23 protein-coding genes are annotated in these 17,950 nt (G+C 35.4%); 11 read left to right on the plus strand and 12 right to left on the minus strand.

The genetic code is table 11. The features are described from left to right. The first annotated feature begins 12 nt into the window (after positions 1-12). Positions 13-1,515: a bacteriohemerythrin gene (locus CES88_RS07755; protein WP_290733100.1), complete on the plus strand. Its 1,503-nt coding sequence runs from the start codon at positions 13-15 to the stop codon at positions 1,513-1,515. Here CES88_RS07755 and CES88_RS07760 read toward each other — a convergent pair. Genes CES88_RS07760 through CES88_RS07775 form a run of 4 tightly spaced genes read right to left on the minus strand, consistent with a single transcriptional unit; the run spans position 1,505 to position 5,772 of the window. Next, positions 1,505-2,095, minus strand: coding sequence for a flavin reductase (locus CES88_RS07760; protein WP_290733102.1), 591 nt, complete (start codon positions 2,093-2,095; stop codon positions 1,505-1,507). The two genes, CES88_RS07755 and CES88_RS07760, sit on opposite strands and share 11 nt — an antisense overlap. A 37-nt stretch (positions 2,096-2,132) precedes the next feature. After that, entirely contained in the window at positions 2,133-3,431 is a 1,299-nt protein-coding gene (locus tag CES88_RS07765) for a deoxyribodipyrimidine photo-lyase (protein WP_290733104.1), read from the minus strand. Next, a complete protein-coding gene (locus tag CES88_RS07770; protein WP_290733106.1) occupies positions 3,431-4,381 on the minus strand; it encodes a DUF523 and DUF1722 domain-containing protein in 951 nt (316 codons plus the stop codon). The genes CES88_RS07765 and CES88_RS07770 overlap by 1 nt, the downstream gene beginning before the upstream one ends. A gap of 14 nt (positions 4,382-4,395) precedes the next feature. After that, entirely contained in the window at positions 4,396-5,772 is a 1,377-nt protein-coding gene (locus tag CES88_RS07775) for a TIGR01777 family oxidoreductase (RefSeq protein WP_290733108.1), read from the minus strand. A gap of 87 nt (positions 5,773-5,859) precedes the next feature. On the opposite strand from CES88_RS07775, the gene CES88_RS07780 reads away from it, so the two are divergent. Further along, the gene (locus CES88_RS07780; protein ID WP_290733110.1) at positions 5,860-6,768 is read left to right on the plus strand and encodes a MerR family transcriptional regulator; all 909 of its coding nucleotides are present in this window, start codon (positions 5,860-5,862) and stop codon (positions 6,766-6,768) included. A gap of 50 nt (positions 6,769-6,818) precedes the next feature. On the opposite strand, the gene CES88_RS07785 is transcribed toward CES88_RS07780, so the two are convergent. Genes CES88_RS07785 through CES88_RS07800 form a run of 4 tightly spaced genes read right to left on the minus strand, consistent with a single transcriptional unit; the run spans position 6,819 to position 9,332 of the window. Further along, the gene (locus tag CES88_RS07785) at positions 6,819-7,262 is read right to left on the minus strand and encodes a 6-carboxytetrahydropterin synthase (protein WP_290733112.1); all 444 of its coding nucleotides are present in this window, start codon (positions 7,260-7,262) and stop codon (positions 6,819-6,821) included. A 9-nt stretch (positions 7,263-7,271) separates the two neighbouring features. Next, the gene (locus CES88_RS07790; RefSeq protein ID WP_290733114.1) at positions 7,272-8,657 is read right to left on the minus strand and encodes a D-alanyl-D-alanine carboxypeptidase; all 1,386 of its coding nucleotides are present in this window, start codon (positions 8,655-8,657) and stop codon (positions 7,272-7,274) included. Further along, the gene (gene yidD / locus CES88_RS07795) at positions 8,635-8,850 is read right to left on the minus strand and encodes a membrane protein insertion efficiency factor YidD (protein ID WP_290733116.1); all 216 of its coding nucleotides are present in this window, start codon (positions 8,848-8,850) and stop codon (positions 8,635-8,637) included. The genes CES88_RS07790 and yidD overlap by 23 nt, the downstream gene beginning before the upstream one ends. A 56-nt stretch (positions 8,851-8,906) precedes the next feature. Continuing rightward, positions 8,907-9,332 (minus strand): hypothetical protein, encoded by a 426-nt coding sequence (locus CES88_RS07800; RefSeq protein WP_290733118.1) that lies wholly within the window; start codon positions 9,330-9,332, stop codon positions 8,907-8,909. 247 nt (positions 9,333-9,579) lie between these two features. On the opposite strand from CES88_RS07800, the gene lipA reads away from it, so the two are divergent. The 5 genes from lipA to CES88_RS07825 are packed head-to-tail and all read left to right on the plus strand — an operon-like array spanning position 9,580 to position 13,478. After that, entirely contained in the window at positions 9,580-10,545 is a 966-nt protein-coding gene (gene lipA, locus CES88_RS07805) for a lipoyl synthase (RefSeq protein ID WP_290733120.1), read from the plus strand. Beyond that, positions 10,542-11,285: a hypothetical protein gene (locus CES88_RS07810; RefSeq protein ID WP_290733122.1), complete on the plus strand. Its 744-nt coding sequence runs from the start codon at positions 10,542-10,544 to the stop codon at positions 11,283-11,285. Before lipA ends, CES88_RS07810 begins: the two co-directional genes overlap by 4 nt. A 52-nt stretch (positions 11,286-11,337) precedes the next feature. Continuing rightward, complete coding sequence (gene nth / locus CES88_RS07815) at positions 11,338-11,994, plus strand: endonuclease III (RefSeq protein WP_290733124.1); 657 nt, start codon at positions 11,338-11,340, stop codon at positions 11,992-11,994. Between the two features lie 2 nt (positions 11,995-11,996). Then, entirely contained in the window at positions 11,997-12,680 is a 684-nt protein-coding gene (locus CES88_RS07820; RefSeq protein ID WP_290733126.1) for a hypothetical protein, read from the plus strand. Continuing rightward, positions 12,681-13,478, plus strand: coding sequence for a DUF2797 domain-containing protein (locus tag CES88_RS07825; protein WP_290733128.1), 798 nt, complete (start codon positions 12,681-12,683; stop codon positions 13,476-13,478). A 2-nt stretch (positions 13,479-13,480) separates the two neighbouring features. Here the strand turns inward: CES88_RS07825 and CES88_RS07830 are convergent, their stop codons facing one another. Beyond that, complete coding sequence (locus CES88_RS07830; protein WP_290733130.1) at positions 13,481-13,897, minus strand: ApaG domain-containing protein; 417 nt, start codon at positions 13,895-13,897, stop codon at positions 13,481-13,483. A 324-nt stretch (positions 13,898-14,221) separates the two neighbouring features. Here CES88_RS07830 and CES88_RS07835 point away from each other — a divergent pair, with 324 nt between their 5' ends. Then, positions 14,222-14,353 (plus strand): hypothetical protein, encoded by a 132-nt coding sequence (locus tag CES88_RS07835; RefSeq protein ID WP_290733132.1) that lies wholly within the window; start codon positions 14,222-14,224, stop codon positions 14,351-14,353. Here the strand turns inward: CES88_RS07835 and CES88_RS07840 are convergent, their stop codons facing one another. Beyond that, a complete protein-coding gene (locus CES88_RS07840; RefSeq protein ID WP_290733134.1) occupies positions 14,354-14,779 on the minus strand; it encodes a gamma-glutamylcyclotransferase family protein in 426 nt (141 codons plus the stop codon). Further along, positions 14,776-15,159 carry a hypothetical protein gene (locus CES88_RS07845; RefSeq protein ID WP_290733136.1) on the minus strand — a complete coding sequence of 128 codons (384 nt, stop codon included), beginning with the start codon at positions 15,157-15,159 and terminating at the stop codon, positions 14,776-14,778. Before CES88_RS07845 ends, CES88_RS07840 begins: the two co-directional genes overlap by 4 nt. 86 nt (positions 15,160-15,245) lie before the next feature. On the opposite strand from CES88_RS07845, the gene CES88_RS07850 reads away from it, so the two are divergent. Continuing rightward, complete coding sequence (locus CES88_RS07850) at positions 15,246-16,097, plus strand: alpha/beta fold hydrolase (RefSeq protein WP_290733138.1); 852 nt, start codon at positions 15,246-15,248, stop codon at positions 16,095-16,097. An 11-nt stretch (positions 16,098-16,108) separates the two neighbouring features. After that, the gene (locus CES88_RS07855) at positions 16,109-16,855 is read left to right on the plus strand and encodes a GAF domain-containing protein (RefSeq protein ID WP_290733140.1); all 747 of its coding nucleotides are present in this window, start codon (positions 16,109-16,111) and stop codon (positions 16,853-16,855) included. Here the strand turns inward: CES88_RS07855 and CES88_RS07860 are convergent. Beyond that, on the minus strand, positions 16,847-17,485 hold the full coding sequence (locus CES88_RS07860) for a hypothetical protein (RefSeq protein WP_290733142.1): 639 nt from the start codon (positions 17,483-17,485) through the stop codon (positions 16,847-16,849). The two genes, CES88_RS07855 and CES88_RS07860, sit on opposite strands and share 9 nt — an antisense overlap. Here CES88_RS07860 and CES88_RS07865 point away from each other — a divergent pair. Further along, positions 17,484-17,948 carry a methylated-DNA--[protein]-cysteine S-methyltransferase gene (locus CES88_RS07865; protein ID WP_290733144.1) on the plus strand — a complete coding sequence of 155 codons (465 nt, stop codon included), beginning with the start codon at positions 17,484-17,486 and terminating at the stop codon, positions 17,946-17,948. The genes CES88_RS07860 and CES88_RS07865 overlap by 2 nt on opposite strands. The last annotated feature ends 2 nt before the right edge of the window (positions 17,949-17,950 follow it).

A 17,950-nucleotide genomic window follows, 5' to 3' on the forward strand; every position in this document is an offset into this window, starting at 1 on the left:
CTAGGAGTGAATATGAAAAAAATAGGTATAGTTGTTCTCTTTGTTGGAGTTTTGGCTTTGTCAGTATCCAATTTTTATTTAACAGTATCTAAGCTTATTTGGCTTATCTCCCTTCTTATTTCTAATATAATTATCTATTACTTATTTTTTAAAAAGTCGGTATCAATGGCTAGAATTGAAAGTGAGTTAAAGAGACTAGAGAAATCAAATAGAGTCATATTAGGTACATCTGATCAAATTCTAAATACAAATCGTGAACTAGAAGAAGGTTCATTGCAACAGTCTGAATCACTACATGAAACAGCAATAGCTCTCGATGAAATTAATGCCATGGCAGCAAGGAGTTCATCTCATTGCGAAACCTCGATAACTCTTTCATCAGAATGTATTAATGCATCTGGGAAGGGAAAGGAAGCAGTTAATAATTTAAAAGATAGTTTTATAAAAATAAAAGATGGAAATATTTCTTTTTCAAAATATATTTCAGATTCAAATGAAAAGATTTTAGAAATTAGTAATGTAATAAAAGAGATTAATACAAGAACGAAAATTATTAATGATATTGTTTTTCAAACTAAGCTTCTTTCATTCAATGCTTCCGTGGAGGCGGCGAGAGCCGGAGAGCACGGGAAAGGTTTTTCAGTTGTAGCAGAAGAGATTGGTAACTTAGCAAACCTTAGTGGTAGCGCTGCAAATGAGATATCTAAAATGTTAGAAGAGAGTGTTCTACGAGTTGATGAAATTGTGGAAGAGAGTCAGATTGCAGTTGAAAAAATATCAGCAACGAGTGAAGAAAGTATTGAGCTAGGAGAAGTTGCAGTTACTCTTTGTGATAACTCTTTAGATGATATATCGATGAGAATTGATGAGGTAAATAGATCTGTTCTAGAAATTTCATCTGCGAGTAAAGAGCAGAGGATTGGAGTAGAGGAGATAACAAAAGCCGTAAATTTATTAAATCAAGTTAATCAAAAGATTAACCTTGTTGTAGGGCAATCTAAACAAGTTGCTTATAGCGTATCAAAAGAATCAGAGGAGTTAGATGAAGTTGTTGCTAGAATGATTTTTGCAACAACTGGTCATGAAAGAATTAAATCTAATGATGCTGAGTTGTTCGAATGGGATGACTCCTATTTGATTCATGTCGACGACATGGATGATGAACATCAAATTCTAGTCGAAAAAATAAATCTACTTGTTGAAAGTTTAAATAAAGAAACCTCTTTAGAAATGCTTCCAAAGTTTAATGATATGTGTGACTACACTGTTGAACATTTTACCCATGAAGAAGAGTTTATGCGAAGTTTCAATTATGAAGAATATGATGCTCATAAAAAAATCCATGATAACCTTCTTTCATTTCTTCGAAGCTTTGAAGAGAGTATAAGAAATGGTACTGTTGATAAAATTAAATTAGTGGGCTTTCTTAAAAATTGGCTCATAAGTCATATTATGGGGGTGGATACTAAGTATGCCGGTGTTTATCAAGAGAGCAGAGCTAAACTTACGGCTTAGCATAGGGGAGTCGTTCTAGTTTTTGAATTGAATGATAAGTATCTAGACCACTAACACAGACTGCTTGCGTATCCTCTATGTTGAGATAGCCGTCATCATTCATTATTCTCTTTGGTATCCATACTCCAAGAATTTTTAAGATGAGCATATGGGTACCATTTTCTTTAATAGAAACTTCTCTTGAAAGCTCAAGTGCTACTTTTACATGTGATTCTTTTACAAAGGGAGCTTTGAAATTTTCCAGGTATTCTTCAGTGAGGGAGCAGGCTTCAAATTCAGAAACTTCTCTCTTATATCTGGCACTTGTTTGGTGAGCATTTCTATAAATATTTTCGTTTACATGATTCAGAGTAAGTACTTTGGTCGATCTGATATTTTCGAGCGTATGTCGTGGAGAAATATCAGGCCTAATGATAATTCCAAGTAATGCTGGCGAAGCTCCAAGGTGAAAGGCTGAGCTCACAATACTTAGGTTTGTTTGTCCACTTGAAGAAATTGTACCAATTAAATTAGCAGACTTTATTCCTGACAATGAGTTAATAAAACGTACTCGTTTTCTATCATCAAAATTTTTAAACATAGTGTTAGATATGAATATTTGATTTTCATTTGTCATATTATTTAACTGCTTTGTTATAGGTGAATATTGCTCGGTGATAAGCTTCTTTGTGATCAATCATTTCCTTTGTATAGTTCTCTGTTCCATATTCTGGAACCCATTTCTTTACATAGACTAGGTCTGGATCAAATTTCTTTAATTGGGTCATAGGATTAAAAATTCTAAAGTAAGGAGCAGCGTCACAGCCTGTTCCTGCAGCCCATTGCCAATTTCCATTATTAGAGGCGAGATCAAAGTCTAGGAGTTTTGAAGCAAAGTATTTTTCGCCCCATCTCCAATCAATAAGAAGATCTTTAACTAGAAAACTTGCTACAACCATTCTTACTCTGTTATGCATATGGCCTGTGTTATTGAGTTCTCTCATTCCTGCATCGACCAATGGAAAGCCTGTTCTTCCTTCGCACCATAATTTAAACTCTTCTTTATTATTTCTCCACTTAATCGCATTATACTTTTCTTTAAACGAAGATTCCGCCACATGAGGAAAGTGATAGAGAATTTGCATAAAGAATTCTCTCCAAATGAGTTCGCTCAGCCAGGTGGCATTGGTTTGATGAGCAATAGCTACGGCCTGCCTAGTACTTATTGTGCCAAAGCGTAAATGGATACCAATAAGAGATGTCCCTTCGAGAGAGGGGATATCTCTTGTTTTGTCATAGCACTCTATTTTTTTCTTTCTCAATATTCTTGTCGGGATTTTTACTTCCCCTCTTTTGAAACCTAGTTCTTCTAGGTCATGTAAGTATTTATTAAAATTATCTGAAATATTATCAATAAGCTTTTCAGACCTAAAACTTGCAAGATCTTTGGGGCTTAAGTTCTCAAGCCATTTATTCTTATAGGGCGTATAGATAGTATAAGGAGTACCATCTTTCTTTAAAATATCATTCTTTGCAAAAATACATTGATCTTTATAGGAATTCATTTTTATAGATTTCTTTTGAAGAAGTTTTGAAATCTCTTGATCTCTTCTTAATGCGTAAGGCTCATAGTCTTCGTTGACAAATACCTCCTCTATATTGAATTCTTTCAGTATTTGAGACCAAGCTTTTTTAGGGGTGTCGAAGTATGTTTTAATGCTTTTGTTTGATGAAGATAGATCCTCATTTATTTTTATGAGAGAGTCATAAATAAAGCTAACTCTTGCATCATTCTTATCTAGGCTATCTAGAATATTTTTATCAAATATAAAGATAGGTATAACTTTTAGTCCAGACGATAGGGCGTGGTAAAAGGCTTTATTGTCTTTGATCCTTAAATCTCTTCTAAACCAGAATATATTAACTCTTTCTTTCATTATACTTCTTTTGCTAATTTCAATTCTTTAGGATAAGGCATGAAGTAGTACTGTCCATTTAAGTATGACAGTTCATATTTCTTTGTAAGCAAATCAAAAAATTTCAAGAGAACTATATGATTTATAATTCCATTTTTGAAATCTTCTAAAAGTGAAACTATTTCACTTTTCTCTTTTGCTGTTAGGTATTTCTTGAAGTACCCCATGAGATGCTGAAGAGTATTGAATCTTCTTCCTGTCGTCGCTTCTTTATTAAAAGTTTTAAACAATAAAGTTCTGTACTCTTGAAAACTTTCTTCTATGTCGTTCTTCTTTGCATTTGCGACAATCTGTCCTAGTCTTTTTAGTTCTTTAGGAGAGTGATCCATGAGGATATACTTATACTTTTGATGGAATTGTTGAAATTCGGCAGGGGTTCTCTCTGTATTCCTCAGTCTATAGTGAGCATAGACCGATTTTATAAAATTCTCCCTAAGAACTTTATTTATCATTCTTCCCGAATCAATAGTTGGGACGGATGGGAAATTACTTAAAACATTTTTTGCAAATAGTCCTGTGGATCTCGTCACGACTTTTGAATCATCAAGTTGAATAGTCTTAACGTTATCTAAACCGCATGAAGGGGATTTCTTTGTTAGAATAAAACCATCAATGCTTTTATTGCTTAATGTAGCATTCATTCTAGAGTATGTTTCTAGAGCAAGGCCTGTAAGGTCAGTGCCTTCAAATTTCTTTCTTAGTTTTATATTTTCTTTATCTTCTTTGTTAAAATAAAGATGAATCTCCTCTCTTGGAGCCCCAAGACCCATTTCCATTTCTGGACAAACGGGAACGAAATTAACAAACTTTGAAAGCTCCTGAATGATCCACTTGTCTTGGCAGTGATTTTTATCATACCTGACAAGATTTCCTAGTAAGCACGAGCTAATGGCAATATTAGGTTTAGTCATGTTCATGGCTCCCGTTAATTAAACTTTCTATCAATGACTGCATTTCTATAGTTGAAAATACTTTTTACATCTCTTGAAATAAACCAGCCAGATACAAGGTTACCAAGAATTCCAAAGGGAACTTTGTATACGATTTTATCTGAAATTAACGTTCCATTCTTTAAAGATTGAAAGTCGTGTTGGTGAACCCACTTTGAGTAAGGACCTTTGAGTTGTTCATCGATAAATGACTTGTTTTTTTCAAAGTTATTTATTTTTGTTTTCCATTTCGCAGGAATTCCATGAATTTTTAATTTATAGTCAATGAGAGAACCTGTTTTTATTTGATCGGTATTCATTCCTACAATTTTAAAACTTAGGTTTTTAGGAGTAATGGTTTCTAGGTTCTTAACATCCGAAAAAAATTGAAATACATCTTCTAGTGGAGACTTTACCCATTGATGTCGCTTAAATAAAACTTCACCCTTAACATTGTATTTTAGTATATTGCTGAGAGCTGAATAGAGGTTCTTATACTTAAACTCAAATCCTTCGGCGTCTAGATGTGTTGGAGAAACTCTTTGTCCTTCTAGGAGAATTTCAGACATTTCTCCAAAGATTAATTTTAAGACAACTCCTGGTACGGGAAAGATTGTAGGACGCTTAAGAACATTTCCCAGTACTTTTGTAAATTCAAGATTTGTAACTGGAGTAGGCGAGACACCATTATAAGAAAACTTCTTACAGTCATTGGTCATAAGAAATAGGAAAGCATTTACAAGATCATCTATATGAATCCAACTCATATACTGCTTACCTGACCCAAGCTTTCCTCCAAGACCAAGAGTAAATGGAGGAAGCATTTTTGCTAAAGCGCCACCTTCCTCACTAAGTACAACACCTGTTCTAAGTGTATGAGCATTCATTCCTTTGATGTCGTGGTCTCTTAGGGAATTTTCCCATGCTTTGCAAATCTCGGCGAGGAAGCCTTCTCCAAGAGAGTCTTCTGATGTAATAGTTTTGTCTGAAAGGCTGCTTCCGTAGATACCAACTGCAGATGAAGAAATGAACTTCTTTGGAGTAGTTGAAGACTTTTTAATCTCTCTTAATAAAATACTTGTTCCCTTAACTCTGGAATCTAAAATACTCTTCTTTCTTTTTTCACTCCATCTTCCTTCAGCAACACCTTCTCCTGCGAGATGAAAGACAATACTTACATTCTCTAGAGCTCCTTTTTCTATTGTGCCAGCAATCGGATTCCATTCACAAATTTCAATAGGAAAACTGATTTTAGATTTAGCTTTCTCTTTATTTGTAGTTAGGACTCTAATATCTTCGTATCCTTTAAGAATGAGAGTTTCTAAAAGTCTTGTGCCAATTAGGCCTGTGGCTCCAGTAATTAGTATTTTCACCTTTCTGTCTCCGCTGTTGATTAATCCTTGATTACGTATTAGACTATACACTAGTTAATCAAGATTTTGTTGAAATTAGAGTCTATTATGAAAAATATTGTCGGAATTAAAGTATTGTCAAAGGCTTGCGGTGTCCTTCCTCATTCGATTAGAACATGGGAGACGAGATATCAGGCGTTTAGCCCTGTTCGAAGTGAGGGAGGGCAAAGGCTTTATAGTGAGGAGGACCTTGAAAGAGCGAAACTTATAGGATTCCTCTTAGATCGGGAGCACTCCATCTCAGTTCTTGCAAAGCTATCTCTTTCGAGTTTGCAGACTCTTAAGAAAAACTCTGAAGACTTAGGCACTAATTCTGTAGGACTTACAGGTGTTAGTATTTCAAAATTATTCAAGCACTTAACAAATTACGATATTGATAGTGTCGCTTCAGAGCTTCAACATTTGAGAATGAGTGTTGGCTCAAAAGATTTTATCTTTAAGGTAATCTTGCCGTTGATGCAAGAAATTGGATTGAAAGTTTCTAAGGGAGTTTATTCCGTGACTCAGGAGCATATTGTTTCAACAATTGTGAGAGGGCAGCTTGGTCAAATCAACCTTCCAAATATTGGCTATACTGATCAGAGAATAGCTCTCGCAACTCCTGATGGCAATTTGCACGAGCTTTCAATTTTAATTGCAGATATTCTTTGTAGATCAAATAGAGTTACGACCTGTTATCTAGGAGCATCCCACCCCGCAGAATGCTTAGCAGAAGCAGTTAATGCTCTTAAGGTAAAAACGGTTGTTATGGGGGTCGTATCTTCTGACCAGTGGAATTACGAAAAGAATATGATCCCCTACTTAAAGAGTTTAGATAAATTCCTTATTGGAGAAACCACTGTGATTCTTGGTGGGGGATGGAGTTTAGAGTTTCCAGACTTTGAGAATATTAAAGAAATTAAAATCATGGATAGTTTTGAAAAATTTGATGAATTAATAGAGAGATCATTTTTCTAACTAAATTATTTGAAAAGTAGTACGAACTCAATTCGTACTACTTCCTATCTTTACTCTTTAGGAATTAAAATTGCGGAGTTCTTTTCATTTTCTCTAACTTCAAGTCTTGAAATCCACGCTCTATTATTAGTAAGTTTTTTGATCATTGGATTCACCTGATCATAGACATACTGAGCAGTACCTTCCATTCCTGCATTTGGAAGAACTCTGAGTTGTATAACTCCATCAATATCCAGTTGTTTAAAAGTATCTAGGAATGGATCATCAGAAGATGCTAAGAAAGTATGATCGAACATATCGTCGAGCCAAACCTTTACTTCTTTTAATCCTCCAAAGTCTACAACCCATCCTTCTTTTGTAAGTTCCGTTGATTTAAATTCAAAGTAGAACGATCTTGAGTAACCATGAACATACTTACAATGAGAATCGGCCTTCCATTGTCTATGAGTACATGGAAATCCTATGAAGTGTTTTGTTGAGATAAATTCTGTCATTCATATTCCTTAGTTATTATCTATAAAGTCTTTTAAAAATTGATCAACTCTATCCAAAGAGCTCTTTCTCCAAGAATTCGCTTGACTCTTAAGTGCTTCAAAACTCTTAGGATCTTCTTTACTTAGGGCATCTCTCTTTTTGTCTTCTGTGTGTAAGAGACTAAAGCTATACCACTTATTATTCTTTGTTCTAATGAATCCCGCAATATTATTTACAAAATCAAGTGAACCCGTTTTTGCAAAAACTCTTAGATTATAGTCGGGCTCAGCAAGTCTATTTCTAATCCAGCCTGATTGTCCAGAGTAGGAGAGGAGGCTAAGTAGTGTGTGATTTTTCCAAGATTTAGTGAAATTATTTTTTAAAAAGGTAGAAATATCTTTGGCCGTTAATTCATTATTAATTGATAGACCAGAGGCATTAAATATTTTTGAAGGATTTTTTGAATTAATATATCTAGCGAGATCTATGGCACAACCTTGTTGATTTAGAGGTTTGATCTTTGCTCTTGTACAGGCGCGAAGAGCAATCGCTTCAGCTAGAAGGTTATTAGAATATTCCATTGTAAGAGTGGCTAAACTCCATAGAGGTAGACTTTCTTCAATTGAGATGAATCTCGCATTCTTTGGAAGCTTCTTCATTGCTACATTTTGAATTTCAATTCCAAATGATTGAAGATGGAAGTTTAAAAGGTTCGTGCTCCACATTCCTGCATCTCTAATTGGAAGATCTGTTCTTAGAGAAAGCTTCGCTCCTTTTTTCATCCACCACGACTCTTGATCACTATCTTTCCATCTAAAGTCTTGAGTTGGCATGAAACCACTTTTCGCTTCTTCAATCTTTAATGGCATTCCTGGGATAATTGATTTAGGTGGACGACTACTCGTCCAGATACTTAGACGATTAAATTCTGCATTGAGTGCTCCAACACTTGGGTTATAAGTTTGATCACCGAGACCTAGCTTGGAGAGAGTATCAACCTGTGGGAATAGAGTGTTATCGTAGAAAAGTGAACCAGAGACTTTTCTGATACCTTTTCTTAGTACAGCTAAAGCTAGGTTTATTAATTGAGGATGATTTAAGTAAGGATCTCCATCGCCCACGAGGTAGAGATCACCTTGAAGAGTGTCCCCAAAAATTTTTCCTGTATAGAAAACTCTAGTCTTAAATGTAAAGTCAGCTCCAAGCGTATCTAGAGCGTAAGACATACTGAAAACTTTCAAGACTGATGCTGGAGTAATAACTTCTTCATCTGACTGTGTGAATATTTTAGCACCTTGAATTTCAGAGAAGTTAATAGAGACTTTTTCACTCTTTGTATTTTTAAATTTAAACTCAAATGAGTGAGAATTTAAAGTCAGGAGACAAATTAGACTAATTCTTAGGAACTGGATCATAACCGCCTTTATGGAATGGGTGACATTTTGAGATTCGTTTTAAACTATAGAATAGTGCAAGATGAAGAGGAAGTGAAGTGATGGCCTCTTTCGTATAATGAGAGCAACTAGGGTAGAAACGACACTTACTTCCAAAGATTGGGGAGATGGCCACTTGATAGATTTTAATAAGAAAAATGAGTAACTTCCGCATAGCTTTTTATAGCATTAAGAAGTTACTCTTGGCCAATAGACGATTGATTTTGAGGGTTAGATACTAACTGTTCTTCTTTGACTTAGGAGTTGGTGCAGATCCATTTGCTGGGCCTCGACACCTTTCATTAAAGAGATGAATTTCTTTCTATTATTATTCCAATTCTTAGATTTATATTCAGTAAGTTTCTCGAATTCTTCAATGGCCAAATTAAAATCTTTTACCATCTTCACGAATTGATCCTTATGATTTTCTATGATTCTCTGATTTGATTTTAAAATCTTATCTTTAAGCATTTGCACTCTCTTGTGGGTAACAACTATTTTTAAGGTTTGATCTTCTAGGAAGTAGCCTCTCATAGATTGAATCTCTTCACTTAAAGTCTCTGTCTTTACAAGGTTTGCTGAGGGCTTAAAAGCAATGACAAGAGCGAGAATGATTAATGGCTTTATAATTAGTAGGGCTGTTAATTTATTTTTCATGTGAACTCCTTTTCTTCATTACCTGAGACCCTCTTGATCTCACTCTTGGTAAAGCAAGGCGTATGCCAAAAGTAACATATTGAAATCTTGTAAAAGCTGGTGTCACCTTAGGGGTAATGGGGCAAGAATGTCCTCCAATATGAAACTACTTTGGCCTAACTAATTGTAAATACTCTACCAATGGAGCTCACAGTCTTTACAGCTTTTGGGCGGTGGAGCATATTAGAAAAAAATAAAGAGGGAAAGCGTGTACGATTACGACGAGCAGAGAGAAAAAATCAGACAAAAGAGAGAGAAGGCCCAAGAGCTTCTTCGGGCCAAAAGACCTTCGAATCTAGAAAAGAAACCAGACTGGTTTAAGGTTCGCTTGCCTGGTGGAGATAATTATAAAGATCTAAAAAAGAATCTTCGAGAAAATAAAATATGGACTGTTTGCGAAGAGGCGAGTTGTCCTAATCTCTCAGAGTGTTGGGCCGCCAAGACTGCAACAATGATGATTTTGGGAGGAACTTGTACTAGGGCCTGTAAATTTTGTCATGTAGATACAGGAAACCCTCAAGGAGTTATTAACGAAGAAGAAATCGCTAATGCTGCCAATATGGCAAAGGTGATGTCTTTAAATTATTTAGTAATTACAAGTGTTGATAGAGATGATCTTCCTGACTTTGGAGCTTCTCACTTTGCTAAAGTTATTGAATCTGTAAGAACTCATCACCCTTCTACTTTTGTGGAAGTTTTAATTCCTGACTTCAACGGGGTTGAGGAGCATATGCTAACTCTTGGCAACGCAAGACCATTTGTTATCGCTCAAAATATTGAAACAGTCGAAAGACTTACTCATGTTGTAAGAGATCGAAGGGCCGGTTATACAAAAACTCTAGATTGTTTAAAATTTTATAAAGAGAAGTTTCCTAAAACGACAACGAAAACTTCTGTTATGGTAGGTCTTGGTGAAACACTTGATGAATTAATTGAGTGTATGGATGATCTACGTTCGGTTGATTGTGACATTATCACTTTTGGTCAGTATCTAAGACCAACTCCAAGACATCTTCCTGTTACTAGGTATTATAAACCTGAAGAGTTTGAAGAACTTAAAAATATTGCCTATGAAAAAGGATTTAAGTTTGTTGCAAGTGGACCGCTCGTAAGAAGTAGTTACAAGGCGGCAGATTACTTGAAGCATTTGAGAGACCAAGGATTTGATATTTGATTTTCTTTGAGGGCATAGACCTTATTGAGTTTGATCTAAAGCTAGAGAATATCTTCTCAAAGGGCAGAGACACGTTCTTTATAATTAAAGAGAATTGGGACTATGAACTTGCTCTAAAGTTTCAAGGAGAGATAATTCAAAAAGTCTCTGTTAATAAAGAAAAGAAAGTCTTTATTATTTGTAACCATTCTCATTGCCTAACTCTTGGTAGAGGACTTCAAAGAAGAACTAAAGCAGATAATAATCTAGTTGATTTTGACGAAAAGCTTCGAGGAGAAATAGAAGTTCCTTTATATGATATCAAAAGAGGAGGGGGAATTACCTTTCACTACCCAGGGCAGCTGGTTCTCTATCCAATTATTAGTTTAGAAAATCAAAAACTTAAAGTAATGGACTTTCTAAAAGGAGTTCTTCGAGAAATTCAAGATCTCTTAGAAACACAATTCTCTATAAAGAACTTAACGTGTGAGCACGACTTAATAGGCCTTTGGCATGAAGATAAGAAGCTTGCTTCTATTGGACTTTGTTCTCATAAGTTCATTACTTATCACGGGCTTGCTCTAAACCTTTATAGAGATGAGAAGATGCAGGCCCTTCTAACGAAAGTATATCCTTGTGGACTTAGTGGAAGTCGCTATATTTGTTTGGAGGAAGTCGTCTCAGGAAGGGAGGATTTCTTTGAAGTAATTTCTATGAGCTTATTAAAGGGAAGCTCAAAATCTAATTCTCTCTTTATCTAAAAAACTTCTTAGTTTGCTAGAATAATTGTCCCTGTTTTGGTACTTTGTTTTGATGAAAACAAAGAAAGAACGCGCAGCGTACATAGATGAGAAACTTGAAGAACTCTTCCCAGAAACCCCTGTTCCTTTAGATCACACAAATCCATATACATTATTGATTGCTGTCTTACTTTCTGCTCAGTGCACGGACATTAGAGTGAATCAAGTAACTCCAGCTCTCTTTGCAAAAGCTACTTGTCCTGAAGATATGATAAAGTTAACGGTTGCTGAAATTGAAGCGATTGTGAAGCCTTGTGGTCTTGCGCCTAGAAAAGCAAAGGCGATTCATAGACTCAGTGAAATACTCTTGGAGAAGCATGGCGGAGAAGTTCCTGCAAACTTTGAAGATCTAGAAGAGCTTCCTGGTGTCGGACATAAAACGGCCGGAGTTGTTCTCGCTCAATCATTTGGGATACCTGCATTTCCAGTCGACACTCATATCCATAGACTTGGACAACAGTGGGGGCTGACTAATGGGAAGAATGTTGTTCAAACTGAAAAAGATTTAAAGCGGTGTTTTCCAAAAGATCGCTGGAATAAGCTTCATTTACAAATTATCTTCTTTGGTAGGGAATATTGTACTGCAAGACAATGTGACGGTCTTCAGTGTGAGCTCTGCCAAGCATGTTTCCCAGATAGAAAGAGACCTAAGAAATACCAAAAGGCTTAATAATGAAAGTTGAAAGAATTGAAGATATTGATGCAATTGTAACTAGAAGAGACTCAAAGATTGCTGTCGTTGTCCTACATGGGTACGGTGCTACTTTTCAGGATTTCGTTCCATTTGCAGACATCGTAATTAAGGATAGAAATCCATCTTGGTTTTTCTTAAATGGTATCCAATCTGTTTCAATGGGTCCTTATGAAACAGGAAGATGTTGGTTTCCAATTGATATGTATGGGCTAGAGAAAGCTCTTAATAACGGAACTTTTACAGACTTCTTTAAAGGACATATTCCAGAAGGAATTGAAGAAGCTCGAAATAAAGTTAAAAGTGTTCTTTTGAAACTTAAAAGTGAATTCGATGAAGTTTACTTAGGTGGTTTCTCGCAGGGGTCTATGGTAAGTGCTGATATTGCTTTTCATAATCCAGAATTAGTAGATAAGCTTTTCTTGCTTTCATCGACAATGGTTGCAGAAGACGTATGGAAGAAGGCCTGCCATACGAAGCTTCCTTTTAAGATATTCCAAAGTCATGGCATCAGTGATCCTGTTCTTCCAATAGTTGGGGCGAGAGATTTAAAATTATTTTTAGAGAAGTCTGAGAATACTCCTGAGTATATAGAGTTTCAAGGTGCACATGAAGTTCCACCTGTTGTAGTTAATGGACTAGATAAATTTCTAAGAGAGTCGTAGATGAAAGTAAGTGGAAATATTTTAAAAATGAAAACGACTCTCTCTTCCCCGGTGAAGTATGAACTTCCAATTGGAGAAGAGCTTCTACTTATGAATGACTTAATCGGAAAGAAAGTTAAGCTTACTTTCGATGGTCAGATAAATTGTATTTCAACAGGTGAGAAAATTTCGAAGAGCTACAATCAGGGCTATTCTTTTAGGGCCTCTCAAAAACTTGCTGCCTGTGATATCTGTATTGTGAAACCTGAGCTATGTCACTTTGCGGACGGAACTTGCCGTGAGCCAGAGTGGGGAAAGGCAAATTGCTTTCAACCTCATATTGTTTATCTCTCTGTTTCAAGTCATTTGAAAATTGGAATAACAAGAGAGTCTCAAGTTCCAACCCGTTGGATGGATCAAGGGGCGACCTATGCACTACCAATTCTTAGGGTTGATGATCGTCTAACTTCTGGGCTTATAGAAAAAGAAATTTCAAAGTCTTTGTCCGATAAAACAAATTGGAGAAAGATGCTTCAAAATGATGTGGATGAAATTGATCTAGAGGAAGCGAGAGAAAATCTCTTTGAAGAATTTGCAGATTTATTAGACGATTTCGATGCGGAAGATTTAGATGAAGAAGTTATTCACATCGAATATCCTGTGAATGAGTATCCAACAAAAATTAAATCACTTGGTTTTGATAAGAATCCAGAGATAGAGGGAACTCTAAATGGGATTAAGGGGCAGTATTTAATTTTTGACTGCGGTGTGATTAATATGAGAAAGCATCAAGGATACTTTATATCAGTAGAGTTCTAAAGCTACCTTGCGACTTTTTGTAAGCTTATAATTTCTTTATTACTAAAAATTCTAAAAAATGTGAGGGGAACTTCTACTTCTAATTCTTCGTTTGTCTCAATGACTCGAACAAGTAAGCTTCCGCGAAGATTTCCTGTTGAAGTTCTCATTGTATGAAACTCTGAGTAGTCGTAAGAGTCTCCGGCAGGGACCCATGCTTGCTCTTCATTGACCTCATCATACTCAATACAAACTTCTTTCCTCTTTCCATCTCTAAAGAAGAGAGTTTTTCCAAGAATTTGAATATCACTTTCTACACCATTACTTATAGTAATAGTGTAATTGAAAACATAGTCCTTCTTGGCCGGTTGAGATAGTTCTGGGATATAAATCGGTTCCACTTTTACTGAAAGAGTATGAACCTTTCTAAGCTCTAGCATGACTTCGTCCTATCGTTGAGCGCACTTAAATTAATTTTATACGGTTTTGAATTTTAGTAAAATCAATATTCCCTAAAGAGACTTAGAAGATCTCTTAAGTTTGAATAATGGCAATAATTTGAGGGAGTTAATTTGACCTATATAGAATTAATTTCCTCGTAAAAACTAGATATTATGGGGAAATATTTACATTTTTAAATATATTTTATCGTCAAAGCTTCGGTGATTTCTTCACTCTCTAAGTAGTTGAAAGTAAAAAATATGATTGAACGTGGTACTCTTTTTCTAGTTTTAAAGTTATTTGAATTGGCAGGGAGAGAGACTATGTCCGAACAGAAAATTGAAATAGAGATATCTGATGACATGGAAAAAGAGTTTGAAGAAATGGCCGAGAGAAAATTAGAAAAGTATTCAGAGCAGCTCGCTTGCTCTAAGAGATCTTCTGGAGAAGATTAGTTACCAATTGTCTAAACCTAATTCAATTTGAGACATGAATTTTTTCACGCGTTCTAGAAAGTCCTTATAAGCAGGGGACTGAAGCCAGTTGTTAAGGTCCCATTTTTTAGGACTTGGAGTGAGTGTGGAGTCTGCGAGAAAAGCGTAAAGGGAATCATCAGCTGAAATTATCTTCAAAGGATTTTCTTCACCTTCATAATGAGTAAGTCTATCCAAGTGTTCTTTATTATCAATTGTAATAACTTTTCCTGAGAGAACTTCGTATTCTTTTTCTACAAGCATAGGGTAGTCTTCGTTTTCTACATAGTAAGCTTGAAAATTACTTATTTCTTTTATTGGAAGTTTATCTAGGCGAATGTGATTCTCTCCAAGAACAATATTTAAGACATCTTGGCTTAAAAGTGATCCAAATACGAAAATCTTCAATTTTTCTCGTGGTTGAGTTCAATCGTCATACTATACTTCTCTGCTGCAGAGTTTAGTATTTTATCGAGTGTCTCTTTCTTTATGAGAAGATCAATTACTGATACATAATGTTCAATTGGAATAGGGCACCCGTCTTCACAACTTAGATCACTTGTGTAAAGCTCTACTAGAGCAATAGGGTCTTGGTTTTGAAAATTGGAGTACCACTTAAAGAAACTTTCAATTTTCTCTGTAAAAGCTTCAATGAGTTCGTTATTAGTCATCTCGCCAAAATTGAAGAGAAATCTTCCCGAATCCATTTTCTTGCCATTGATCATTAAATGAACAACGCCACGAGAGTTAATTGCTAAAGTATTATTTAAACATTTTGGACAGTACATTCACATATTCTAAAGCAAAGTTAATTATTCTCAAAGTGAAATAATAAGTAAAATAAGCTATTATAGAGGAAATAAAAGGAGTTTATGTGATACGCGATTATAAATTTTTGAAAACTATTGATGGAAAGGAATTGCACTTAGAAGTTTCTGAAAGTGGAAAGAAGAAGTGGTTAATTGTTACACATGGAATAGGTGAGCATTTAAATAGACATTCTTATATTGATGAGCTCTTTGGAAATAGCTTCAATATATTAAAGTACGATATTAGAGGTCACGGAAGAAGTCAGGGGGGAAAGAGAGGATATGTTGAAGACTTCTCACTTTTCTTTAGTGACTTAAAAGAAGTTATACTCTTTTTAAAGAAATCTTATAAAATGGAAAGTTTTTGTTTATTTGGACACTCGATGGGAGCTCTCATTACTGCGGGCTATATGCAAACTCTAGCTGATGAGGAAAATTATCCTGATGCTGTTTTTCTAAATGCTCCTCCTGCAGGCTTTCCAGGAGCTCTTGGAGAGTTAATGAATATCTCACCCATTGGTTTTGTTCAAAAGTTAGCGGGGATGCCATTTTCAATAAAGCTTGGAGGTCTTGTTGATCTTAATTATCTTTCTCATGATTCAAGAGTAAAAGAGAAGTATATTGAGGATGAATTTAATATTTTGAAGCCTCACTCAAAACTCTTATTTGAAATGGTAAAAGCTTCAAAAGAAGTATTCTCAAAGCCTCTTAGAATCACTTGTCCATCATTTGTCTCATATGGAACTGAAGATAGAGTCGTTAGTATTGGCCAATTGAAGCACTACTTAAGTATGGTAGATAAGAGTTTTAAAGTTCAGCCAATTGAAGATGCTTATCATGAAACTCACAATGAGATTGAGAAGTACAGAACACCGTATTTTGAATTCTTAAAAGAGTCATTAATTTCAGTTTTATAATAGGATTACTTGTGGATATAAATGTAGAAATAAAAAATCTCTTCTTACTCAATGTTCTTGATTGTGACTATGCACTAGCTCTTTATATTCAGGGAGCCGAGTCTTTAGAATTATTATCATCAACGAATAATTCTCTTGGTGTTTTAAATTTTAAAAAAGAAAAGGTTGAAAAGAAAAGAGAGCTCATGCTTCCAATAGAGTCTTTTGGAAAAGTTATAGGTGCACTGCAAGTAAAAATACCTTTAAAGCATGAACTGACTGAGAGGCAAAGTCTAATCCTTAGTGAGCTTACACAGAGTTTGTCTCCTATTTTAAGAGGAGGGACTGACTCTAGGGAATTAACTTATAATGTTGAGGTTTATAAGTGGATTCTTGAAGCAAAGAATATGATTCCAAAAATTGCCGACTGGATAGGGATTTACTATAAAACAGAGTACTTGATTGAGAAAAAGTCTGAGGACTTACTTCTTGGCCCTTATATCGGAGAGTCTACAGAACATGTGAAGATTCCTATTTCTGAAGGTCTTTGTGGGCTCGCTCTAAGAGAGGAGCGAGTTGTAAATATTGAGGATGTTCATAGTGATGAAAGACATATTGCTTGTAGTTTAAAAACAAAGTCAGAGTTAATTATACCTCTTCAAAATTCCTACGGGGACTGCATTGCTGAACTTGATATCGACTCTAATCTTCAAGCAGCTTTTTCAAAAGAAATCGAAGAGAAGATGAAAGACTACTGTCTAACTTTTCCTTTAAAGTAGCTCGTATTTAAGAAGAAAGTTTCTAATAAAGTTTAATCCATTCTTAAAAGCGAGCTCCTGTTGGTCTTTTGAAATAAGAGTATCTTTTAAAGTACTAGATACAAAGAACTTCGAAGCTTCGGGATGTCCTTGAACACCTATAAAGGGAAGCTCTGTATGAGCGATGATTTCATTTTGGCATTCTTTGGATGTAGCAAGTCTTTCTAGGTATAGTGGAAGATCTGTGACTTGAAAATTGTGTGCCACAAAGAAAGTCGCCTCCCCCTCATTTTCTATTTTAATTTTTCTCACACCATTATGGGGAAGCTCTCCACTATTCTTAGTGACCTTTGCACCGTAGTAATCGGCCATGAGTTGATGACCGAAGCAGATACCTAGGACGGGGATTCCTTCATTAAGTTTTCTATGAGTAAATTCAGCGAGCTCTTTCTGCCAAGAAAGTCTGTCTTCAACATTAGAATAACTTCCAAGGATTATATATGCACTTGAGGTGTCGCAAGTTAAGCTATCCATTCCAAACATTGAAGGGCAGTGGAATTTCATAGGTATAAGGAAAGAATCCACTAGTCGATTGTAGCAATTATTTGTTAGTGTTTCGGTAGCACAATCAATAACGGAGATAACTTTCATGGACGCAATCCTAAGTACTAAGTTGGGTAAATTCTATATTCAGTATTCTAGTAAAGGATTAAGTTTACTCTCGTTTACAATTCCTCGCAAAGTTGAATCATCATCTGCGGATCAAAAATTTATAAAGACTGTTACTAAAGAGCTAAATGATTATGCAGATGGAAAGTTGAAGAAATTTTCAATTAAGCTTGATCTTGAAGGGACTGAATTTCAAAAGTCTGTTTGGAAGCAGTTACAGAAAATTAAGTACGGTGAAGTTAAGTCCTACGGAGAGATTGCTAAAGCGATTAATCTAGAAGGTGGTCAAAGAGCAGTAGGGGGAGCTAATAATAAGAATAGGATTCCAATTATTATTCCTTGTCACAGAGTCATTAAATCAGATGGTGGTTTAGGTGGTTATGCAGGTGGATTGAGATTAAAAGAAAAGCTACTCGCAATTGAAGGAGTAGCTATTAATATCTAGTC

It is taken from the genome of Halobacteriovorax sp. JY17 (assembly GCF_002753895.1).
GTDB lineage: Bacteria > Bdellovibrionota > Bacteriovoracia > Bacteriovoracales > Bacteriovoracaceae > Halobacteriovorax.

What these genes read in the sequence shown, in the direction of transcription:
- CES88_RS07755 (WP_290733100.1), top strand. Translation starts at nt 13, where the DNA reads ATGAAAAAAATAGGTATAGTTGTTCTCTTTGTTGGAGTTTTGGCTTTG.
- CES88_RS07760 (WP_290733102.1), bottom strand. Translation starts at nt 2,095, where the DNA reads ATGTTTAAAAATTTTGATGATAGAAAACGAGTACGTTTTATTAACTCA.
- CES88_RS07765 (WP_290733104.1), bottom strand. Translation starts at nt 3,431, where the DNA reads ATGAAAGAAAGAGTTAATATATTCTGGTTTAGAAGAGATTTAAGGATC.
- CES88_RS07770 (WP_290733106.1), bottom strand. Translation starts at nt 4,381, where the DNA reads ATGACTAAACCTAATATTGCCATTAGCTCGTGCTTACTAGGAAATCTT.
- CES88_RS07780 (WP_290733110.1), top strand. Translation starts at nt 5,860, where the DNA reads ATGAAAAATATTGTCGGAATTAAAGTATTGTCAAAGGCTTGCGGTGTC.
- CES88_RS07785 (WP_290733112.1), bottom strand. Translation starts at nt 7,262, where the DNA reads ATGACAGAATTTATCTCAACAAAACACTTCATAGGATTTCCATGTACT.
- CES88_RS07790 (WP_290733114.1), bottom strand. Translation starts at nt 8,657, where the DNA reads ATGATCCAGTTCCTAAGAATTAGTCTAATTTGTCTCCTGACTTTAAAT.
- yidD (WP_290733116.1), bottom strand. Translation starts at nt 8,850, where the DNA reads ATGCGGAAGTTACTCATTTTTCTTATTAAAATCTATCAAGTGGCCATC.
- CES88_RS07800 (WP_290733118.1), bottom strand. Translation starts at nt 9,332, where the DNA reads ATGAAAAATAAATTAACAGCCCTACTAATTATAAAGCCATTAATCATT.
- nth (WP_290733124.1), top strand. Translation starts at nt 11,338, where the DNA reads ATGAAAACAAAGAAAGAACGCGCAGCGTACATAGATGAGAAACTTGAA.
- CES88_RS07820 (WP_290733126.1), top strand. Translation starts at nt 11,997, where the DNA reads ATGAAAGTTGAAAGAATTGAAGATATTGATGCAATTGTAACTAGAAGA.
- CES88_RS07825 (WP_290733128.1), top strand. Translation starts at nt 12,681, where the DNA reads ATGAAAGTAAGTGGAAATATTTTAAAAATGAAAACGACTCTCTCTTCC.
- CES88_RS07830 (WP_290733130.1), bottom strand. Translation starts at nt 13,897, where the DNA reads ATGCTAGAGCTTAGAAAGGTTCATACTCTTTCAGTAAAAGTGGAACCG.
- CES88_RS07835 (WP_290733132.1), top strand. Translation starts at nt 14,222, where the DNA reads ATGTCCGAACAGAAAATTGAAATAGAGATATCTGATGACATGGAAAAA.
- CES88_RS07845 (WP_290733136.1), bottom strand. Translation starts at nt 15,159, where the DNA reads ATGTACTGTCCAAAATGTTTAAATAATACTTTAGCAATTAACTCTCGT.
- CES88_RS07865 (WP_290733144.1), top strand. Translation starts at nt 17,484, where the DNA reads ATGGACGCAATCCTAAGTACTAAGTTGGGTAAATTCTATATTCAGTAT.
- CES88_RS07860 (WP_290733142.1), bottom strand. Translation starts at nt 17,485, where the DNA reads ATGAAAGTTATCTCCGTTATTGATTGTGCTACCGAAACACTAACAAAT.